Source organism: Hymenobacter sp. HDW8, from assembly GCF_011305775.1.
Lineage (GTDB): Bacteria > Bacteroidota > Bacteroidia > Cytophagales > Hymenobacteraceae > Hymenobacter > Hymenobacter radiodurans.
The window spans coordinates 979,072-999,396 of record NZ_CP049907.1 but is presented as its reverse complement, the minus strand read 5'-3'; the positions used below and the strand labels follow the sequence as shown (position 1 = coordinate 999,396).

Genomic DNA, 20,325 nt, shown 5'->3' with positions numbered 1-20,325 from the left:
TTAACATTCTCTCCCTTCAACTTCTGGTACTTCTTTCAATGAATGCGAATACGAGCGACGCTTCCCGCCGGGAATTTTTACAAAAGTCGATGCTAGCCACGGCGGGCCTGCTCACGCCGCTGCCGCTCACTGTATTGGGCGCGCCGAAGGCCAAGCGCCGCGTGGCCATGGTGGGCACCGGTCATCGTGGTACCGACATGTACGGCAAGGATTTGCTGGCCGAGCATGGAGATGTGATTGAGTTCGTTGGCCTGTGCGACTCGAACAAAGGCCGCCTCGAAACGGCGAAGAAGATGATGGGCGTAAACTGCCCCACCTTCACCGATTTCGAGCAGATGATGCGCAAAACCAAGCCCGAAATCCTAATCGTGACTACCGTGGATAATACCCACGATGAGTTCATTATCAAGGGGATGGAAATGGGCGCCAACATTGTGTCGGAGAAGCCCATGACCACGGACGAGACGAAGTGCCAGGCTATTCTGGACGCGGAAAAGCGGACGGGCAAAAAGGTGACTGTTACCTTCAACTACCGCTACTCGCCGCACCGGCAGAAGATGTACGACCTCATCCGGCAGGGCGAAATTGGCACGGTAACATCCGTCGATTTTCACTGGTACCTCGACAACCGCCACGGCGCCGACTACTTCCGTCGCTGGCACCGCCTCACCGAGAAAAGCGGCTCGCTGTGGGTGCACAAAGCCAGTCACCATTTCGACTTGCTGAACTGGTGGCTGGAGTCGGAGCCCGAAACCGTGTACGCGAAAGGCGCCTTAGAAAACTACGGCAAAAATGGCCCCTTCCGTTTCACCAACTGTCGTCCCTGTCCGCACAAAGACAAGTGCCCCTACTACTGGGACATGACCAAGGATGCCCGCTTGATGGCTCTGTACGCCGCCAACGAGCAATACGACGGCTACCACCGCGACGGTTGTGTGTACAAGGAAGACGTAAACATCTATGATAAGATGGCTGCCACCATCGGCTATGCCAACGGGGTGCAGGTTAGCTATTCGCTTACCGCTTACTCGCCTTACGAGGGCTACCGCATTGCTTTCAACGGCACCAAAGGCCGCATCGACGCCTGGATAAAAGAGTCGGGTGCCATGAAAAAGGAGCCCTACGACGAGATTATGCTTTCTCGAAACTTCGGGAAGGTGGAGTACTTCCAAGTGCCTCAGGCCGAAGGGCACGGCGGCGGCGACAAACTGCTGCGGGCCCAGATTTTCCGCCACCCCGAAGCCCCCGACACCTACCGCCAAGCCGCCGGCAGCCGCGATGGCGCTATGGCTATTCTGGTAGGGGTGGCAGCTCGTAAAAGTATAGCCAGCGGCCAAGCCATTCGTATTGCCGACCTTACCAATCTGAAGCCTGTGGCTGTCAAAGCGTAGCCGCTTTACTGTTCTAACCTAAACCTCTACTCTTTCCCTCGAGAGCTGCGTTGACTCCAACCTCACAACCGGCTCTTTTCTGCACTATGCCCAAAATAATTGCCCCCCAGGTCGAGTTCAGCCACTTGCTGAGCCAGGTTAAAAGCGTCACTCCCGAAATCCTGACCCCGGATGGTCAGTTTCTGAACCTGATGGAAGGCCGCTGGCAGGAGCCAGGCAAGCCCCGCAAATTCACGTCGCCTGTGGACGGCACCGACCTGGGCTCCCTGCCCATGCTCGACCACGACACCGGGCTGCGGGCCGTCATCTTCGCCAAGCAGGAAGCTGCCGCTTGGGCCGCCACCGACCTCGACGAGCGTAAAAGCCGGGTGCAAGATTGTCTCAATCAGCTCCGCGACCAGGTAGATCTGGTGGGCAAGCTGCTCATCTGGGAGATTGGCAAAACCTATAAGCTGGGCTTCACTGACATCGACCGGGCCATTGAGGGCGTACAGTGGTACGTTGATAATATTGAGGAGATGCTGGGCCAGCGCAAGCCGTTGGGTTTGGTGAGCAACATTGCCTCTTGGAACTACCCCATGTCGGTGCTGCTACACGCGGTGCTGGTGCAGGTGCTTTGCGGCAACTCTGTGATTGCCAAGACGCCGACTGATGGTGGTTTTATCTCCCTGAGCCTCACTTTCGCCATTGCCCGCCGCTGCGGCTTACCGGTTACGCTGGTGAGTGGTCCGGGGGGCGAATTGAGCGACGTACTCGTGAAGCACGATGCTATCGACTGCCTCAGCTTCGTGGGTGGCCGCTACAACGGGCGCAACATTGCCGACGCCCTGAGCGCCCACCACAAGCGCTACATGCTGGAGATGGAAGGCGTGAATACCTACGGCATCTGGGATTATAGCGATTGGAACAGCATGGCCGATCAGCTCAAAAAAGGCTACGATTACGGCAAGCAGCGCTGCACGGCCTACGTGCGTTTCGTGGTGGAGCGCCGCCTGTTTCCGCAATTCCTCGAAACCTACCAGAGCGCCATCCGCAGCCTGAAAGTGGGCAATCCAACCTTGGTCGATAACGCCGACAACAAACTGCCTGATCTAGCCTTTGGCCCGGTAATTCACGCTCAGCAGGCCCAGGATCTGGATCGACTGTATAAGAATGCCCTCCAGACCGGCGCTACGCCCATCTACGAAGGCCGGCTCGACGATAACCTGTTCCTGCCCGGCCAAGACCGCTCGGCCTATGTCGCGCCCCGCGCGCTCGTCAACCTGCCCCGCCAAAGCGAGCTTTACTTCAAAGAGCCGTTCGGCCCAATCGACAGCATCGTGCTGGTAGATAGGGTAGAGGAACTGGTCGGCGAGATGAACATCAGCAACGGCGCGCTGGTGGCCGCCATTGCCTCCGACGATGAGAAGCTGGCCCGCCGCACGGCCAAGGAAGTGCGCGCCTTTAAAGTGGGCCTCAACAAGCTGCGCTCCCGCGGCGACCGGGAAGAAGTATTCGGTGGCTTGGGCGAATCTTGGAAGGGAGCCTTCGTGGGGGGCAAATTGTTGGTTGAAGCCGTGACAGTAGGCAACCTCGGGCAGCCGGTATTGGGAAATTACGAAGAGGCCACCCTGCTACCGGAGAAGATTTAGATGCATTATAGCATTTTTTGACCCGTAATTGAATAAAAGAAGAGCCTCAAGGAATGATATTCATCGTCATTCCTTGAGGCTCTTCTTTTACAGAGAATTCCTTTCTAAGGAGTATCATTGGTAGATAATAGCTACTTCAAGGACTTGAGTCCAACCAATACATATTTTGCTACGAATGACAACCACTCTATTTAGACCTGCCAGTAAAAAAGAACTAGATCTAATTGAAAAACTGGGCTGGGCACGCTTTCCACCTAGATTACCGGAGCAGCCTATTTTCTATCCTGTTACTAACCTGGAATATGCGAGGCAGATTACCGTCGATTGGAATGTCCCTGCTTATGGTAATGGTTATGTAACCAAATTTGATGTCAATAGTGCGTATTTGAAGAAATACACAATAGAGAATGTAGGTGACCCAATTCATAATGAATTATGGGTACCTGCCGAAGATCTCGAGGCATTCAATGATAACATTGTGGGCCTTATTGAAGTCGTTGAGTCTTACTCGAAGTAACAAAGTTGTAATACATCTGCAGTTGAAGCACTGACCATTTAAGGCTCTTACTTTTGTTGTCGCCTCCCTCAAATGAATACTCCTAATTGTAATCCTTATCAAAGCGCCTTACTGGGATTAGCCGTCGGGGACGCGTTGGGAGTGCCCGTTGAGTTTGAAAGCAGGGCGCGCCGGCGTTTAGATCCGGTAGTAACTATGCGCGGCTACGGTACCCACAATCAACCTCCTGGTACTTGGTCCGATGACGCTTCCCTTACCTTTTGCCTCGCTGAATCGATAAGCCGATGCAAAGCCGATGCTATTGACATGCAGGATTTAAGTCGGCGTTTTATTAACTGGTTGGATAGCGGGTACTGGACTCCACATGGTCGAGCGTTTGATGTTGGTGTAGCCACGCGTGCCGCTATTGGGCAATTGCGCGCTGGCATTGAACCTGAGCAGGCGGGGGGCAAAAAGGAGTATGACAACGGTAACGGCGCCTTAATGCGCATTCTGCCCCTGGTTTTTCATCCGTTGTGGCAGGCTGCCACCTCCGCAGATCGGCAGCGACTAACCCACCGTGTTTGTAGTATCACGCACGGCCACACCCGCTCTACACTTGCTTGTTATCTTTACTTAGAAGTAGCCTGGGGCCTGTTGCAAGGGCTAAATCCGGTGCAAGCACATGCACGATTACGGCGCGAAATCCCCATCATGCTGATACCAGTACTCGCAAAAGAAATAGAGCATTTTGCAACGGTACTGGACGAGCATTTAATCCTTATTCCGCAACAGCTTATTCAGTCAACAGGCTATGTGGTTCATACATTAGAAGCGGCGCTCTGGTGCCTATTGCGCGGCGAATGGTACGCTGATACGGTATTGGCAGCGGTAAACCTGGGTGACGATAATGACACGACTGGCGCAGTTACGGGTGGACTGGCTGGGCTAAATCATGGTATTGATAATATTCCTGTGGAATGGCAGGATACGCTAGTGCGCCGAGCAGACATTATCATGTTGGCTGATCAGTTAGCTCATGCATGTACATTAGTACAAAAAAGGTAAGCCAGTAACTGATTAGGAGGTGGGTACTCCTCCTGCGCAAAAAGATGTGTAGCGCGGCCGCCGTCGAAAGTAATATGAATTGGTCATTGCGACTCATGCCGAAAGGCTTCGGGCGTTTGACCTGTGTACTTTTTAAAGTAACGAGTAAAGTAGGAGGCGTCTTCAAAACCTAGCGCGTCGGCCACTTGCGCAACAGAATGCGCGGAGTGCTTTAGTTGACGCTTGGCCTCGGCCACTACTCGTTCATGAATCAGGGCACTGGCCGTTTTGTTGAGCAAGCGCCGACAGATAGCATTTAGATGGTTGCCCGTTAGGGATAGTCGCTCAGCATAGTAGCCTACCGTTTTTTCGGTGCGGAAATGCTGACTAAGCAGCCGCCCAAACTCCCGTATATGCTGCTGACCATAAGCAGGTTGAAGAGCGGGTTCGTGCGGATACCAACGAGCCGCGAGTTCCAGATACAGGAAAAGATAAGCTCCTACGACGTTGTCACGATTGGGGGCGGGATGAGTTATATTATTCTCCTCAAAAATGCCCCCTAACAACGGTAGCAACTTGTTTTCGGAGGGCATTGCGGAAATGACCGGAGCATTGCTGAGGTTAAAAAAAGGGTACTCCGCCAGTCTGCCAGCCGGGTATTGCTGAAGATAAAATGCCTCGCTGAAAAACAGAATGAACCCGCGCGTATCAGCCGACAATGACCACGAGTGGACCTGCCCCGGTGTCAGGAAGAATAGGCTGCCCGGTTGCAAGTCGTAGGTAATCAGGTCGATGGTATGCGTGCCGTGGCCGTGCGTAACGTAGAGTAGCAAGTAAAAGTCGTGAGCATGCGGCTCTTGTACATGCGGAAACTGCGCTACGTGCACCTCTAGCTGCTGAATGTAATAGAGGTGCTGGTGATGCGACGGAAACGCAGCAAGAGCCAAAACAGGCAGCGACGGAGATTTCATAGGAGCGGGCCAGCGCCGCTATCCAGGCCCTGACTTGTCCGTGCAAGCTACGCAACGTTCACTTCTGCGTGCCGCCTCCACCTACGACTCTTTTTTGCCTAAAGCCATCATAAAAAGCTGCCAGCCTGTACGGGCCAGCAGCGTAGAAAAGTTAAGCTACGGCTTTTAGGGGACTTTTTCGTGGGCTAGGCTGCGGGCCAGAATCTAGTGGCCGGCCGTCATTGTATTTCGGATCGTAGGGAATGAAGCCGAACAGATAGAGCATAATAGCCCGGGAATAGCGCAATGTAATCGGGGCCGTGACCAAAACGAAACCAGTGACCATCAGCACGTACACCCACACCGCCGGATCATTGAACAGGTAGTAGGTTGCTACGCCGCCTAGGGCAAAACACGCTACCGAAAAAGCGTAGCTCACAAACATTGCCCCCCAGTAGAAGCCAGGCTCGGGTTCGTAGGCTACCTCGCACACGGCGCATCGCTCGGGCATTACCGCGTACTTGGTAAGCTTATAGGCAGGATATGAAAACAACTTACCCTGATGGCACCGGGGGCAGCGCAAATCCAAGAGGGCTAAGGTCGAAGAATCAATAGGTTTCATAATAATGTGATTATGAATAATTTGATAGCACAAAGTTAACTATGGTACACTAGCCAAGTAAGACACAAACTCGGGGATTTACCGCACAAATCAACGATCTGCTTACCCTGCCTTTTTAGAGAATCTCCCAACATCAAAGTGCCTCCCTTTCCAAAAGGAGGCACTTTGATGTTGGGAGTACTCGCTACCTGCTATTTTCCGTGCTCCTCCTTGCCCTAGCTACTTTGACTTAAAACCCGAAGGCGGATATTCTTATCCATTACGCCGTTCCCTATGATAATACTGCAATACCTAGAGACCTGGCCATGCAGGCAGGCCACATTTGGCCTGCCTAGAACATTTTCCTATATGCTGCTGGGCGAAGCCGGCGGGGCTGGCTGCGGCAGCGTAATAGCATCCACGCTTTTATCCCGAATGAGCTTGTTCAGTGCCGGGATATCCTGCTCCTTAAGCATTTTGAACTGATTGAGCTGCTGATTAATCTGCTCCGTTACCTCCTTCTTAAATGCTACGGCCTGCTCCGTAGGTCGAAAGTCGCCGGTGCTAGCCTGCCCGACCAAGGCCGCTAGTTTGTTATTCAAGCGGATAGGAAAGTTCAAGGGGTCCTGACCGCTTTTGTTCTTGGTCTGGTAAAGTGTCTCTTCAATCTGGGTCATTTTCTTGTCAATGGCCGCTGCGGAATCGACTATATCCTTAGCATTAGCCTGGTCTTTCAAGGGGCCCGTGATGGTGTTCAGCTGCCCGCGAATAGTGCGGATATCACGGATAGCATCGTGGGTTTCCGTCAGCTTCTGCTGCACCTCTTGTAGGAAGCTAAACTGCGCTTGTAAGTCCTCCGGTGTGGCTTTGCTGCGTGGGTCGGGCAGCACAGTGAAAGTAGTTTCCTGAGCCTCTTGGTTAAGTGTCAGGCGGGCTTTGTAGGTTCCCGGCACGGCTCTTGGGCCCTGGGTGCCGCCACCCCACAGAATAAGACCTTCGAATTGGCTGGCATCGGGGTAGCTCAAATCCCATACGTAGCGGTTCAGGCCCTTACGAGTAGGCAGCAGCTCCCTTTTTACCTTGGCTTTCTCCGCCTTTGTCAAATTTTTGCCCCCCAACTCCCGATCGGTGTTGGCGAACGTGCGAATAAGCTTGCCCCTTGAATCCAGAATTTCAAGTTTCACCTTGCTGGTTGAATCTTGCTTTTGGGCGAAGTAATAGTGTAGCATGACCCCACCCGGATGATTCTGGCCTGCGGTTTTCGGAATAGTGGGCGTGCCGCGTCCCTCCATCTTATAGGTCGCGGTAGGCATGTATAGATGAAACTTGCTGGCGGCCAACGGCGCGCTCAGCTGGTGTAGAGGCGTGATGTCGTCGAGCAGCCAGAACCCACGGCCCTGCGTTGCGGCAATTAGGTTGTCGTTTTTAATTGTGAGGTCTGTAATAGAAACCGGCGGTAGATTGAGCTGAAACGGCTGCCACTGCTTGCCGTCATTAAAGGACACGTACATGCCGTATTCGGTGCCGGCGTAGAGCAGGCCGGGGCGCTTAGGATCAGCGCGGACCACACGGGTAAAATGCGTGTCGGGGATGCCGGTGGTGATTTTTGTCCACGTCTGGCCGTAATCGGTCGTCTTGTACAGGTAAGGCCGAAAGTCACCGGACTTGTACATCGTGGCCGCTACGTAGGCTGCCCCTTTCGTAGTGGGGTGGGCGTCGATGCTATTTATCTGAATCCAGTCGGGCATGCCTTTGGGCTGCACCTTTGTCCAGGTTTTGCCCTGGTCACGAGTTACATGCAGCAGCCCATCATCGGAGCCCGTCCAGATAACGCCTTGCTCGGCCGGCGACTCCGCAATGGCGAAGATGGTGCCGTAGTACTCCACGGCCGTATTATCCTTGGTAATGGGTCCACCCGACGGCCCCAGGGTTTTCGGATCGTTGCGGGTCAGGTCGGGGCTGAGTATTTCCCAAGACTGGCCTTCGTTGGTCGTGGCGTGCAGATGGTTGGAGCCCGCGTAAAGCTTTTTGGGGTCGTGGGCGGAGAACAGCAGGGGAAAATTCCACTGAAACCGATACTTCATGCCCTCCGCGCCGTGGCCCATGGGGTTGTCGGGCCACACGTCAATATTGCGCTCCTGCTTGGTGTTATGGTCTACGCGGGAGAGAAAGCCGTCGTAGCTGCCCCCGTACACGATGTCGGGGTTGCGCGGATCCACTGCTATATGGGCGCTTTCGCCCCCCGCCGTCGGCTCCCAGTCGCGCTCCTCAATGCTGCGGCCCACCGTACGGTGTGGTATCCGCACAGTCGAGTTGTCTTGCTGAGCCCCGTAAATGCGATAGGGAAAAGAATTGTCGGTAACCACGCGGTAAAATTGCCCCGTGGGCTGGTTGTGGTACGTAGTCCAGTTCTGGCCGCCGTCGGTGCTCACTTGGGCGCCACCGTCGTCAGCCATCACCATGCGGTTGGGATTCTCGGGAGCAATCCACAGATCGTGGTGGTCGCCGTGGGGAGCATCATTGGCCTGGAAGGTGCGACCCCCGTCCTTGCTTTTGTGGTACGATACATTCAGCACGTACATGACGTCCGCATCCTTGGGGTCAGCATAAATGCGGGTATAGTACCAGGCCCGCTGGCGCAGATTACGGTCGTCTGAGAGCTTCTGCCAGTTCTTGCCGCCATCGTCGGAGCGGAATAAGCCACCCTTTTCCGCCTCCACCATAGCCCACACCCTACTGGAGTTCACGGGCGAAACTGCCACGCCAATGATGCCTAAAGTGCCCGCCGGCAAGCCTTCGCTGCGGGAAATATCCTGCCAGGTGTCGCCGCCATCGGTGCTTTTCCACAGGCCCGAGCCCGGCCCGCCCGAGGAGAAGCTGTAGGGGGTGCGCCGCACGTTCCAGGTGCTGGCGTACAGAATACGCGGGTTCCCAGGGTCTAGAATCAAGTCGACGGCGCCCGCGTCTTTGTTAGCAAACAGCACTCGCTCCCACTTCTTGCCGCCATCTTTGGAGCGGTACACGCCGCGCATTTCGCTGGGCGCGTACAAATCGCCCATGGCTGCTACATACACCAGATCCGGGTTTTTGGGGTGAATGCGAATACGGCCGATGTGGCGCGAATCCTTGAGGCCGACGTTCACCCAGGTCTGGCCCGCGTCCTGCGACTTCCACACCCCAAAGCCCGACGACACGTTGCCCCGCACGGTTTGCTCGCCCTCGCCGGCGTAGAGCACGTTCGGGTCCGACTCGCTGACGGCCACGGCTCCAATGGACCCGCCAAAGTAGCGGTCGGAGATGTTGTCCCAAGTGCCGCCGCCATCGGTGGTGCGCCACACGCCTCCCCCGGCCGTGCCCATGTAGTATAAGTTGGGGTTGCCGGGCACGCCCGTCGCCGTACCAGCCCGTCCGCCGCGGTAGGGGCCAATGGAGCGCCACCGCAGCCCGTTGTACAGGGTAGTGTCAAAAACCGCAGCGGTGCCTTGGGGGGCTTTTTTGCGCTTGGCGCGCTGCTGAGCTTCAGCCCCCGCTGGGAGCAGCAGCATACTAAACAGCACGCCAAGTAAAGCGGCATTCAGGGGTAGCGGAAATTTCATGCGCAAGAAAATTAACATGGAGTAAACGCCGAGAGCAGACGCCCAAAAATCACGGTGAAAGGGCTTAGCAAGTCAACTGCCTCTAAGGTAATGAGGGTTAAATATTAAACTAGCGAGTAGCTTTCTTAGGGGGGCTAAATCTATTGATGGAGTTGCTGCTAATGATGCAGTAAAACCGGCTCTGTGCTACCTTAGCCGCTATGCGCTACATCCTGTTGTTTGTCCTGCTGCTGTTGGCTCAAATCACCTCGGCCCAAATCCAGAAAGCTGATATTCTTATCCGCAATGGCCGCCTCTACGACGGTACCGGCAATACCTGGACTCTGGGCGACGTAGCCATCCGGGCGGGCCGCATCGTAGCCGTAGGCCGCCTTCCAGCCAACTACCCGGCCGATACCGTGCTGGATGCAAAAGGCCTAGCCGTCGCGCCGGGTTTCATTGATGTGCACACCCACATCGAAGACGACGAGGTGCGCCAGCCCACCGCCGATAACTTTATCTACGATGGCGTAACGACCGTGGTAACCGGCAACTGTGGCTCCTCGCGATTACCACTGGGGGGCTATTTTCAAACGCTGGACAGCCTAAGATTGTCGGTGAATGTCGCATCGTTGGTTGGCCACGGCACCGTGCGCAAGGCTGTGATGGGCCGGGCGCAACGCACGCCCACCGAAGCTGAGCTACAGCGCATGGAAAGCTTGGTAGACAGCGCCATGCTGGCCGGTGCGGTGGGATTATCGTCGGGGCTGATTTACATTCCCGGCACTTATTCACGGACGCCTGAGCTAGTTCGCTTGGCGCGGGTAGCGGGCCGTCGTCAGGGCCTCTACGCTACCCACATGCGCAACGAATCCGACAGCGTCACCTTCTCTATCCAAGAAGCGTTGCGCATCGGGCGCGAGGCCGGGCTGCCCGTCCAAATTTCTCATCTGAAGCTGGGTGGTCAACAAAACTGGGGACGTACTGCCGACCTGCTCACGCTAATTGAGGACGCCCGCCAGGCTGGCCAGCAAGTCACCATCGACCAGTACCCGTACACTGCCAGCTCCACTTCCCTAAGCACTTTGCTCCCCGACGACGTGCAGGCCGATGGCCGCGACTCTCTGCGCGTTCGGCTGGCCCGCCCCGCAGTGCGCAAGGCCGTGGAAGCTAGTATGGTAGACCGGCTGCGCCGCCGCAAGCTCAAGCACTTTAGCTACGCTGTAGTGGCTAGCTTTCCGCCCGATACTAGCTACAACGGCCGCAGCATTGAGGAAATCAACCGCATGCGCGGCGGCCGTCACAAGGCCCGCGCCGAGGCCGCTACCATCCTCGACCTGGTGCTGCAATATGATGCGGGCATGGTGTTTCATGGCATGAGCGAAACGGACGTGCAAAACATCATGCGCTACCCGCAAAATATGGTGGCGTCCGACGCCAGCATTCGGGTGTGGCAGCAGGGCGTACCGCATCCCCGCGGCTACGGCTCCAACGCCCGTGTGCTAGGCTATTACGTACGCGAAAAGCACGTTTTGACGTTGGAAGAAGCCATCCGCCGCATGACCAGCCTGCCCGCCCAAACCTTCGGCTTTACAGATAGAGGCTTGCTTCGGCCCGGCTTCGTCGCCGATATTGTGATCTTTGATCCTACTACTGTAACTGACCGCTCTACCTTCGAGAAACCCCATCAATACTCCGTGGGCATGCAGTACGTGCTGGTCAATGGCCGCCTCACCCTGCGCGATGGGCACCATACGGGAGCCCGTGGGGGGCAAATTCTGTATGGCCCTGGCCGGCAGCAATAGACCTACGCTGAACTAGACTAGGATTTCTGTATTACGCGCCACCCGTGGCCTGGTACAAGTAATCCTTCGCTCGCCGCTAGGGTAAGTGTAGTGTCGTTGAAGATGTCGGTCCAGGTGCCTGCTACTTCAGTAGGCAGCGGCAGCATCTGAGGAGTAGCGGCACGGTTGATAACGCAGAGGACGGCTTGCCCTTCTTTGTGGCGCCAAAAGCCGTAGAGGTCGTCAGAGCTGGGGAGGCGCTGGAAGTGACTGGCAGTGTCGCCGTTGTGCAGGGCTGGGTGCCGAAGCTTGAGTTGCAACAGGCGAGTATAGAAATCCTGTAGTGGAAAGTCCTGCCAGTCAATCGTGTCTTTATCGAAGAAGGCCAGCCGCCGGTCTAGCGCCGCTTCCTGACCACTATAGAGCAGCGGCATACCTGGCAGTAGCACCGTGAGTACGGCGAAGGGCAGCGCCAACGGACCTAGGCGCTCGTACTCGGTGCCATCCCAACTGTTCACGTCGTGGTTGCTGATAAAGTGCATCAGATACACCGAAGGCGGATACTTGGCTCGCTCGGCGGCCAAATACTCGTCAATGGCTTGAAGCGGCTGCTTCCCTTCGGCAATATGGTCAAGGAGGTAGTGCAAACGGAGGCCGAAGCTCATGTTGAACGCCTTTTCTAGCAGCTTGGTGTCGCCGTTGAATTCCTCCCAAGAAAGCCCCCCAGAGGGATACAATTCGTCCCATTCGGCCAGCATAAATAAGGGCTTCGCCGCATCCAGCTCTACACGGGCTTCATCCCAGAAATCAGTCGGTACGAGGCCAGCCACGTCGCAGCGGTAGCCATCAATGTCGGCCTCGCGCACCCAATAGAGCAGGGCATCCGTCATGTAGCGGCGCAGCTCTGGGTGGGTGTAGTCGAAGGCTACAACATCGGTCCAATCGGCTACGGGCGGCACCAGATTGCCCTGGGCGTCGTGCTGGTACCAGTCTGGGTGTTCGGTTACGAGCGGGTTGTCCCAGCTGGTATGGTTAGCTACCCAATCGAGCAGCACGCGCAGGCCCAAGTCGTGAGCCGTTTGCACTAGGTGGCGCAAATCGTCGAGAGTACCAAACTCCGGGTTGACGCCAAAATAGTCGCGCACAGCGTACTGGCTGCCCAAGCTGCCCTTGCGTTCCACTTCGCCAATGGGATGAATCGGCATCAGCCATACGATGCTTATGCCCATGGCTGCCAGCCGGGGCAAATGAGCCTCAAACGCCCGAAACGTTCCCTCTAGAGTATAATTACGCAGGTTTACTTCGTAGATAGTTGCCTGAGCGGCCCACTCCGGGTGACGAACCTGGAACAGATGAGCATGAGGATGAGCAGCAGAATCGGGCACGGCAGCAATGGGGGGCTTTTTTGGAGCCAATTAATGCATGGCTTGTAGCGGCTGCAAGTTCACCCAATCAAATGGAATTCGTACTTCTTTTACACACGAAAGGCTCTTGGAAAAGCCCCCAGAGAGCATTTGCCAAGAGCCTTTACTGTTTAATTCGTTTAAGCTTACTCGGTGCGCAGGTTTTTGATCGGGTTGATGGTCGCCGCTTTTATAGCCTGATAGCTAATGGTCAGGAAAGCAATCAGGGCCGCCGCCACCCCGGCCGCCACGAAGGCCCACAGCGGAATGTCGATGCGGTAAGCAAAGTCCTGCAGCCAGTTGCGCATCACCAGCCAAGCAACGGGGAAGGCAATGACAGCCGCCACAACCACCAGCTTTACGAACTCTTTAGACAGCAGACCCACAATGGTCGACACATCGGCGCCCAGCACTTTCCGGATGCCGATTTCCTTTTTGCGGCGCTCCGCTGCGTAGGCAGCCAGACCGTACAACCCCAGGCAAGCTACAAAAATGGCCACACCGGTAAATACCCACAGCAGCGTCTGCAGTTTGTCTTCTGACTGATACATTTTATCGAAGTTTTCGTCTAGAAACCGGTACTCGATGGGACTGTCAGGGCTGAACTTGGCCCATACCTGTTTTACTCCTTCAATCGAGCTGCCGATGTTTTCGCCCTTCATCTTCACGGCCACTTTCCAGTAAGCAGCTGGGAATATTTGGAGCACGGCCGGCTCTAGTTTGTCGTACAAGCTTTTGTAGTGGAAGTCTTTTACCACGCCGATAATCTTACCGACTTTCAATGAATCGGGGTTCGTGTCGCTCCACACGGTCCATTTCACTGTTTGGCCAATGGCCTGCTGTGGCGTACCAAAGCCGAATTCTTTCACCGCCGTTTCATTGATAATGAAGGCGTGATCCTTGTCGTCGCTTAGCTCTTTAGAAAAATCGCGGCCCGTGACCAGTTGCAGCCCCAAAGTTTTAATGTAATCGTAGTCCACCATCAGTTGCGTGACCGAATGCTCTTTCATCTCGCCGTTGGTAGGCACGATGAGACCATCACCAGCCACCTGGTCGCCGGGGAAGCCGTAACCAATGCTGGTCGACACCACGCCGGGCACCTGCTGCAGCTCGTTTTTGAAGGTCTCGTACTGCTTGTTCATGTTCTCGCCACGCATGGGAAAGAACATGATTTGATCACGATTAAAGCCTAGATCTTTGTTGTGCAGGTACGACACCTGCTTGAATACCACCAAGGCGCAGATAATCAGAAATACCGACAAGGCGAATTGTACCACAATCAGCCCGTGACGTAGCCACTGCACCCGGCCAAAGATTCCCTCCGTAACCACTGCACTTTTCAGCACCTTCACCGGCTGAAAGCTAGACAACACTAGCGCCGGATAAAAGCCTGCTACCAGCCCTACCACCACGGTCAGTAACGCCAGCAGGCCTAGCAGCGCGGGGCTGCGGAGCAAGTCAAACGTCATGCTTTTATCCGTAAAGGTATTCAGTGGGGGTAGCAGCAGCGCCGTGAGCACCGTAGCCAGCACCACGCTCACCAGCGTGAGAAGCACGGTTTCGGTCAGAAACTGGAGCATCAGCTGCTGCTGACTGGCTCCAATTGTTTTGCGGATGCCTACTTCCTTGGCTCTTTGCATAGACTTGGCCGTGGCCAGGTTCACAAAGTTGAAGCCGGCAATCAGAAGAATGAATGCGGCGATGATGCTCAGGGCTTTCACGTAGGTGATGTTACCTTTCACCCCCGGATCGTATTTGAAGCTCGAAGAATATAGGTGCGCCTCGAATAAAGGCTGCAAATAGGGCACAGACGTTAGCCGGTCCTCTTCGCTGAGCGTGGGCTGCACCTTCTGCACAAGGTAGTTCTGTAGCTTAGCTTGCGTTTGGTTTGCATCGGCGCCGGGCTTCAGCTTGACGTAGGTATAAAACTGCTGCCAGCCCCAGTTTCCCATACGCTTCTTGGGCAGTTGCGCTGCCGCCAGCGGGACGATATAGTTAATCTTTAAATGGAACTTGGACAGACTATTTTCCAGCACGCCGGTTACCAAAAAAGTCGATTTGCTAATTTTTAGCTCTTTACCAACCGGATTTACATTCCCAAAAAAGCGTAGAGCCACATCCTCAGCCAACACCACCGATGTGGGCGCATCTAGAGCATGGGCGGCCGAACCATATTTGAAGGGCAACTGAAAAACCCCAAAAAAGGTGGAGTCCGCAAAGAGCCCGTTTTCTATGTAGATCTTTTTCTCACCGACCTCTAATAAGTTGAGGCTAGTGCCCGTCATTAGGATGCGCATGGTTTGCTCCACCTCCGGAAATTCCTGCTTTAGGACAGTAGCAAACATGGGCGACACGGAGCTATGTATATCGGGCGCGTGGCTTCCAGTCTGCTGGGTATAGACGCGATAAATCCGGTTGCCGTTGGGCACGAACTTGTCATATTGCAGCTCATCGTACACGAACAGCCCAATCAGCAAACAAGCTGTGACGCCTAGGGCCAAGCCAGCGATATTGAGAAACGAAAAGCCCTTATGCCGGATCAGGTTGCGGTAAGCAACGTTTAAGTAATTCTTAAGCATGGCAAGAAGTGGTGAAGGTGTAGCGGGACCTAAAAGACCCGAATGAATTCAAAAGCAGAAGGTGATTTTTAGCCGTAGCGAACTGCGAATGGATTGCCGTTCGAGTAGCTACTTCAAAAGCAGATGGAGTGCACTGCGCCCTTATTATTCGTCGCGTAAGCAGATGACCGGGTTCACTCTGGCCGCGCGTACAGCTTGCGTTCCAACAGTAAGCCAGGCAACCAGTAAGGCCAGCAATCCAGCTCCTAGGAAATGCCAAAACTCTAGCTCAATGCGGTACTCGAAGCTGTTGAGCCACTGACTTACCACTAGGTAGCTGATGGGAAGGGCTACGCCTATAGCTACAATTACTAACTTCGTGAGGTCGCTCGATAGCAGGTATACTATGCTCAATTCGCTGGCTCCTAGCACCTTGCGGACTCCTATCTCCTTGCGTCTCTTTTCGGCCGCGAAAGCTGTTAAGCCCAACAAACCAAAACAGGAGATAACAATAGCCAGCCCTGCGAAATAGCGGGAGAGTACCGCCACGCGTCTCTCCGACGCATATTGCGCTTGGTAGGCGGCGTCCAGAAATTGATAATCGAAGGTGAGGCCAGGGTTGAATTGCTGGTAGAATTGCTGAATAGCTTTGATAGTTTCTTGCTCGCGGCGGGGAGCGAGTTTCACTAGTACAGTGCCAGCCGCCTGCGGCTCCAAACGGAAGATGAAGGGCTCTACTTTTTCGTGGAGCGACTCGTAATGAAAGTCTTTTACGACGCCCACAATCTGCGCCTTGCCCAGGACTTTGCCCACTGGATCTTGCATACCCAAACTGGCTACCAAAGCTTCATTGACAATAACCTTGGTGCTGTCGGAGCGAAACTGCCGGGAAAAGCTACGGCCTGTCTTGATCTGGATACCTAGCGTTTCCAGCATGTCATAATTCACCGCCAGGTTGTTCACGGATGTTTTTCTGCCCTCCCACTCCAGTTGTGGTCCCCCCAACTCGCTAGGGCCTACTCTCACGAAGTAGCCCCACATACCCGAAGCATTTGCCACTCCTGGTATCCGCTTTATCTCGGCAAGAAATGCAGCGGGTTGCTGAGCAGATTTTCCTGCCGTTTCGAAAGAAATGATATTGCTCTTATCATAGCCAAGGCTTTTATTCTGCACATAAGCTATCTGCTGATGTACTACCAACACGCAAACGATAAAGAGTACCGACAGCGCAAACTGGAATACCACTAAGGCCTTGCGTGTCCATAAGTTGGCTACGGAGTTGATGAGCGTACCTCTAAATACAGCTGCCGGCTTAAACCCCGATAAGTAAAAAGCTGGATAGCTGCCTGCCAGCAACCCCGTTAATAAGGTGATTCCCAGAAAGCCGCCGATAATGCTGGGTTTCAGTTCGAGGGCCAACTGCTTGCCCGTTATTTCATTAAACTGCGGGAGCACGATCTGCACTATCGTAACGGCCACAAACAAGGCCAGAAAGGCCATTAGCACGGACTCGGCTAGGAAGTGTATGACCAGCGTAAGTCGAGTGGCTCCCAATGTTTTTCTCACCCCAATTTCCTTTACTCGGCGCGTGGCCTTGGCAGTAGTCAGGTTCATGAAATTGATGCAGGCAATAAGCAGCACGAAAAGGGCAATGCCAGAAAACATCTTCACGTACTCAATGCGTCCGCCCGCCTGGACGCCATTTTCATATTCACCGTACAGGTACTTAGCAGAGTAAGGCTCTATAAACAGCGTGCGATTCTTATTCTTAGCGCTTTTGTGCTCCAGCAGCCCCGCAATCTTGCTTTCAAAGTTGGCTGCGTTAGCACCTTGCTTCAGCACGATGTAGGTATGAAAAGGACCCATATCTTCCCACGTTATCTGCTGTCCCATCTTCATGATATCCTTGAAGGAATCGAAGGTCAGCACGAAATCAAATTGCTCGGAGGAATTAGCGGGAATAGGGCCGAACACCCCCGAGATAATGCAGGTTTGCTTGAGACCTGCCAATTGCCATTCAATTGACTTTCCGACGGCATTTTTAGGGCTTCCGAACAAGGCAGTAGCTGTAGCCTCGGAAAGAACAATGGCGCTTTTGTCTGCTAGTACCTGGTTGGCGTTGCCTTGAATAAGCGGATAAGAGAAGATGTTGAAGAAATTTTTGGCGGCATATTTCCCGTCGGCTTGAATATTCTTGTCTTTGCTTACTAGTGTGAACTTAGGAAAGAAGCCGGGTGGCGTAACGGCAGCGGCATATTCAATTTCCGGCATCTCGTCTAGCAGTGATTCAGCCAGAAGCGGATGAGTGCCCCAACTGGTATTTATTCCCTGATTGGTGCGCTGGTTTTCCATCACTCGAAAAAGCCGGCTGTCATTCTCGTGATACTTGTCAAAACTCATCTCATCGCTTACCCACAGATACACAGCTAGGGCACACGCCAATCCCGTTGATAACCCAATCAGGTTGATCAAAAACGTCGTCTTAAACCGCTGAAAGTTGCGGTAAATCAGAAGTAGAGAATGCCAAATCATGCCGCTGGATAGTAGGGAGAGATAGAATCAAAATGCCACCTTGGGTGGCCTCACATCAGGTGGTAAACTGTTTGTGTACATTCTCCATCACTACCTCGCCATCGAGCAGCCGAATGACGCGGTGGGCGTAGCGGGCATCGTGCTCAGAGTGGGTCACCATGATGATGGTGGTACCGGCCTCATTAAGCTCCGTGAGTAGTTCCATTACCTCGTTGCCGTTGCTCGAATCGAGGTTACCCGTCGGCTCGTCGGCCAGAATCAGGCGGGGGGCATTTATGACGGCTCGGGCCACGGCCACGCGTTGCTGCTGACCACCCGAGAGCTGCTGCGGAAAGTGGTTGCGGCGGTGCATGATCTGCATTTTCTCCAGCACCTTTTCCACTTTCTCCTTACGCTCCGCCGCGCCCACACCCAGATAAATCAGCGGCAACTCTACGTTTTCCAGCACCGTGAGCTCCTCAATCAAATTGAAACTCTGGAACACAAACCCAAGGTTGCGCTTGCGCAGATCAGCCCGCTTTCGCTCGTTGTAATGGGCTATTTCTGTTCCGGCGAATTTGATGCTGCCTCCGTCGGGCTCATCCAGCAATCCGATGATATTTAGTAAAGTAGACTTTCCGCACCCCGACGGCCCCATGATGGCCACAAACTCCCCTTCGTTCACCACGAGGGATACTTTGTTGAGCGCTTTGGTTTCAACTTCCTCCGTGCGGTACACTTTTTCGAGGTTTTCAATCTGGATCATAAGGCTGGTAGTTGAGCTGGTTTGTGCGTGTTACTTTGACGTTGTTCTTTGTTGCATTCGGGCTTCTGGGAGGCTTTATTCCTCTTTGTCTTTGAGCACCAGTTCGCCCATATCTTCGTAGCCTTCGTAGCTGGAGGTCACTACTTTATCGCCGGGCTTCAGGCCTTCGAGTACTTCGTAATAGTCCGGGTTCTGGCGCCCCAGGCGGATGTCGGTCCGGTAGGCTTTGGTGCCGTCCTCGTTGACTTTGAAAATCCAGTTGCCGCCAGTTTTCTGGTTGAATCCGCCCTTGGCCACGCGCACGGCCTGGGTTTGGTCGCTCAGGGATAACCGCACCTGCAGCGTCTGGCCGCGACGAATGCTCTGGGGGGCATTTCCCACGAATTCCAGATCTACCTGCAGGCCTTTATTTACCTGCGTGAATATCTTTTTGACGCTGAGCTCATAGCGTTTGCCGTCGAGCATGAACTCGCCTTTCTGACCCGGAAAAATGCGCGAGATGTAGTACTCATCAATGTTGGCGCGCACCTTTAGGCCGTTGAGCATATCCAGTTGCCCGATGCGCTGCCCCGGCGCGATCGACTCGCCCACTTCCGCATTCAGCGACGTAATCCGGCCGGCCACGGGCGCTTTAATAGTCAGGTCATCCATCTTCTTGTGCATGAGCGCCAGGTTGCTTTGCATGCGCCCCACCGACTCCTGCATCTGATTGACTTGCTGGCGCATCGCCACCGAATCCTGCTGCAGGGTTTGGTTGGTAAGCTGCCGCTTGCGTACCTGGTACTGGTAGTTATTCTGGCTCTCGGTGAACTCTTGGCGCGAGATGACTTTCTGCTCGTACAGCGACTTATTCAACTCATAAATCCGCTTGGCTTCCTTCAGTCGAAATTCGATATCGGCAAACTGATTGAGCTGCTGAATGCGGTTTTGCTGCATCAGGTTGCGCGTGTTCTGCAGGTTATTCATTAGGTCAAACACGGCTGTTTCGCGGTTCACCATTTCCAGCTGCAAGTCCGTGTTGGTAAGCTCCAAAATCGGCTGGCCGGGCGTGAGCGTCGCCCCATCTTCTACCAGCACTCGCTTCACGGTGCCGCCTTCAGTGGCGTCGAGGTAAATGGTTTTGATGGGCATCACGGTGCCGTCAATCGGAATAAACTCCTGAAAAGCCCCCGAGTCACTTCGCTGATGGTGATGCGCTCCGGATCGACGTTGAGCTTGCTGGAGCCCGTCGTGGAGAAGTAGCTCGCCGCCAGTAACGCCAGCACTACCACAATTCCGCCAGAAAGCAGCAGCTTGCGAAGTGTCCAGGTTTTCTTTTGAATGGGAACGTCCATGTAACTGTTGAAATGCTGAAGAATGCCTCTGTGAAAGCGTTGTCGTCTGTTCTAGTAAGGATAATGCCAGCTAATTAAGTTGTTGATTATAAAATAGTTACATAACGTGTTCCTCCGGTAGCCTCTTGAACTGTTCGCTTTCGATACAACTAAGTGTGCGGTAGTGATACAACTTGGCAGGCACGGCCAACAAAAACGCGCTTAGCAGGCTAGAAAAGGAGATTTTATTATTTAGTATAGTTTATGGTAGGCAATTGGGTACTTAGCATTCTGAATCG

At 54.2% G+C, this 20,325-nt stretch carries 14 protein-coding genes; 5 read left to right on the top strand and 9 right to left on the bottom strand.

Translation table 11 applies throughout. The annotated features are described in order from the left end of the window. The first annotated feature begins 38 nt into the window (after positions 1–38). From G7064_RS04170 to G7064_RS04155, 4 genes are all read left to right on the top strand, one after another. Positions 39–1,391 carry a Gfo/Idh/MocA family oxidoreductase gene (locus G7064_RS04170; RefSeq protein ID WP_166072575.1) on the top strand — a complete coding sequence of 451 codons (1,353 nt, stop codon included), beginning with the start codon at positions 39–41 and terminating at the stop codon, positions 1,389–1,391. A gap of 86 nt (positions 1,392–1,477) precedes the next feature. Next, positions 1,478–3,022 (top strand): aldehyde dehydrogenase family protein, encoded by a 1,545-nt coding sequence (locus tag G7064_RS04165; protein ID WP_166072574.1) that lies wholly within the window; start codon positions 1,478–1,480, stop codon positions 3,020–3,022. A gap of 175 nt (positions 3,023–3,197) precedes the next feature. After that, positions 3,198–3,539, top strand: a complete 342-nt coding sequence (locus tag G7064_RS04160) for a hypothetical protein (protein ID WP_166072573.1) — start codon at positions 3,198–3,200, stop codon at positions 3,537–3,539. A 72-nt stretch (positions 3,540–3,611) separates the two neighbouring features. Further along, entirely contained in the window at positions 3,612–4,586 is a 975-nt protein-coding gene (locus G7064_RS04155; protein WP_166072572.1) for an ADP-ribosylglycohydrolase family protein, read from the top strand. Between the two features lie 83 nt (positions 4,587–4,669). On the opposite strand, the gene G7064_RS04150 is transcribed toward G7064_RS04155, so the two are convergent. The 3 genes from G7064_RS04150 to G7064_RS04140 all read right to left on the bottom strand — a co-directional run bounded on the left by G7064_RS04150 (position 4,670) and on the right by G7064_RS04140 (position 9,712). Continuing rightward, a complete protein-coding gene (locus tag G7064_RS04150; protein ID WP_166072571.1) occupies positions 4,670–5,536 on the bottom strand; it encodes an AraC family transcriptional regulator in 867 nt (288 codons plus the stop codon). Between the two features lie 151 nt (positions 5,537–5,687). Continuing rightward, the gene (locus G7064_RS04145) at positions 5,688–6,137 is read right to left on the bottom strand and encodes a DUF983 domain-containing protein (RefSeq protein ID WP_240935725.1); all 450 of its coding nucleotides are present in this window, start codon (positions 6,135–6,137) and stop codon (positions 5,688–5,690) included. Positions 6,138–6,481: 344 nt separating this feature from the next. Next, the gene (locus G7064_RS04140) at positions 6,482–9,712 is read right to left on the bottom strand and encodes a VPS10 domain-containing protein (protein ID WP_240935722.1); all 3,231 of its coding nucleotides are present in this window, start codon (positions 9,710–9,712) and stop codon (positions 6,482–6,484) included. 200 nt (positions 9,713–9,912) lie between these two features. Here G7064_RS04140 and G7064_RS04135 point away from each other — a divergent pair, with 200 nt between their 5' ends. Beyond that, positions 9,913–11,496 (top strand): N-acyl-D-amino-acid deacylase family protein, encoded by a 1,584-nt coding sequence (locus G7064_RS04135; RefSeq protein ID WP_166072570.1) that lies wholly within the window; start codon positions 9,913–9,915, stop codon positions 11,494–11,496. Positions 11,497–11,513: 17 nt separating this feature from the next. Here the strand turns inward: G7064_RS04135 and G7064_RS04130 are convergent, their stop codons facing one another. From G7064_RS04130 to G7064_RS22205, 6 genes are all read right to left on the bottom strand, one after another. Continuing rightward, positions 11,514–12,890 carry an alpha-amylase family glycosyl hydrolase gene (locus tag G7064_RS04130; RefSeq protein ID WP_205711172.1) on the bottom strand — a complete coding sequence of 459 codons (1,377 nt, stop codon included), beginning with the start codon at positions 12,888–12,890 and terminating at the stop codon, positions 11,514–11,516. A 134-nt stretch (positions 12,891–13,024) separates the two neighbouring features. Next, positions 13,025–15,457 (bottom strand): ABC transporter permease, encoded by a 2,433-nt coding sequence (locus tag G7064_RS04125; RefSeq protein WP_166072569.1) that lies wholly within the window; start codon positions 15,455–15,457, stop codon positions 13,025–13,027. Positions 15,458–15,601: 144 nt separating this feature from the next. Beyond that, positions 15,602–17,968 (bottom strand): ABC transporter permease, encoded by a 2,367-nt coding sequence (locus G7064_RS04120; RefSeq protein WP_166072568.1) that lies wholly within the window; start codon positions 17,966–17,968, stop codon positions 15,602–15,604. A 55-nt stretch (positions 17,969–18,023) separates the two neighbouring features. Next, entirely contained in the window at positions 18,024–18,713 is a 690-nt protein-coding gene (locus G7064_RS04115; protein ID WP_166072567.1) for an ABC transporter ATP-binding protein, read from the bottom strand. 75 nt (positions 18,714–18,788) lie between these two features. After that, the gene (locus G7064_RS04110) at positions 18,789–19,844 is read right to left on the bottom strand and encodes an efflux RND transporter periplasmic adaptor subunit (RefSeq protein ID WP_240935720.1); all 1,056 of its coding nucleotides are present in this window, start codon (positions 19,842–19,844) and stop codon (positions 18,789–18,791) included. After that, positions 19,844–20,047 (bottom strand): hypothetical protein, encoded by a 204-nt coding sequence (locus G7064_RS22205; protein WP_240935718.1) that lies wholly within the window; start codon positions 20,045–20,047, stop codon positions 19,844–19,846. The genes G7064_RS04110 and G7064_RS22205 overlap by 1 nt, the downstream gene beginning before the upstream one ends. Positions 20,048–20,325: the final 278 nt, after the last annotated feature.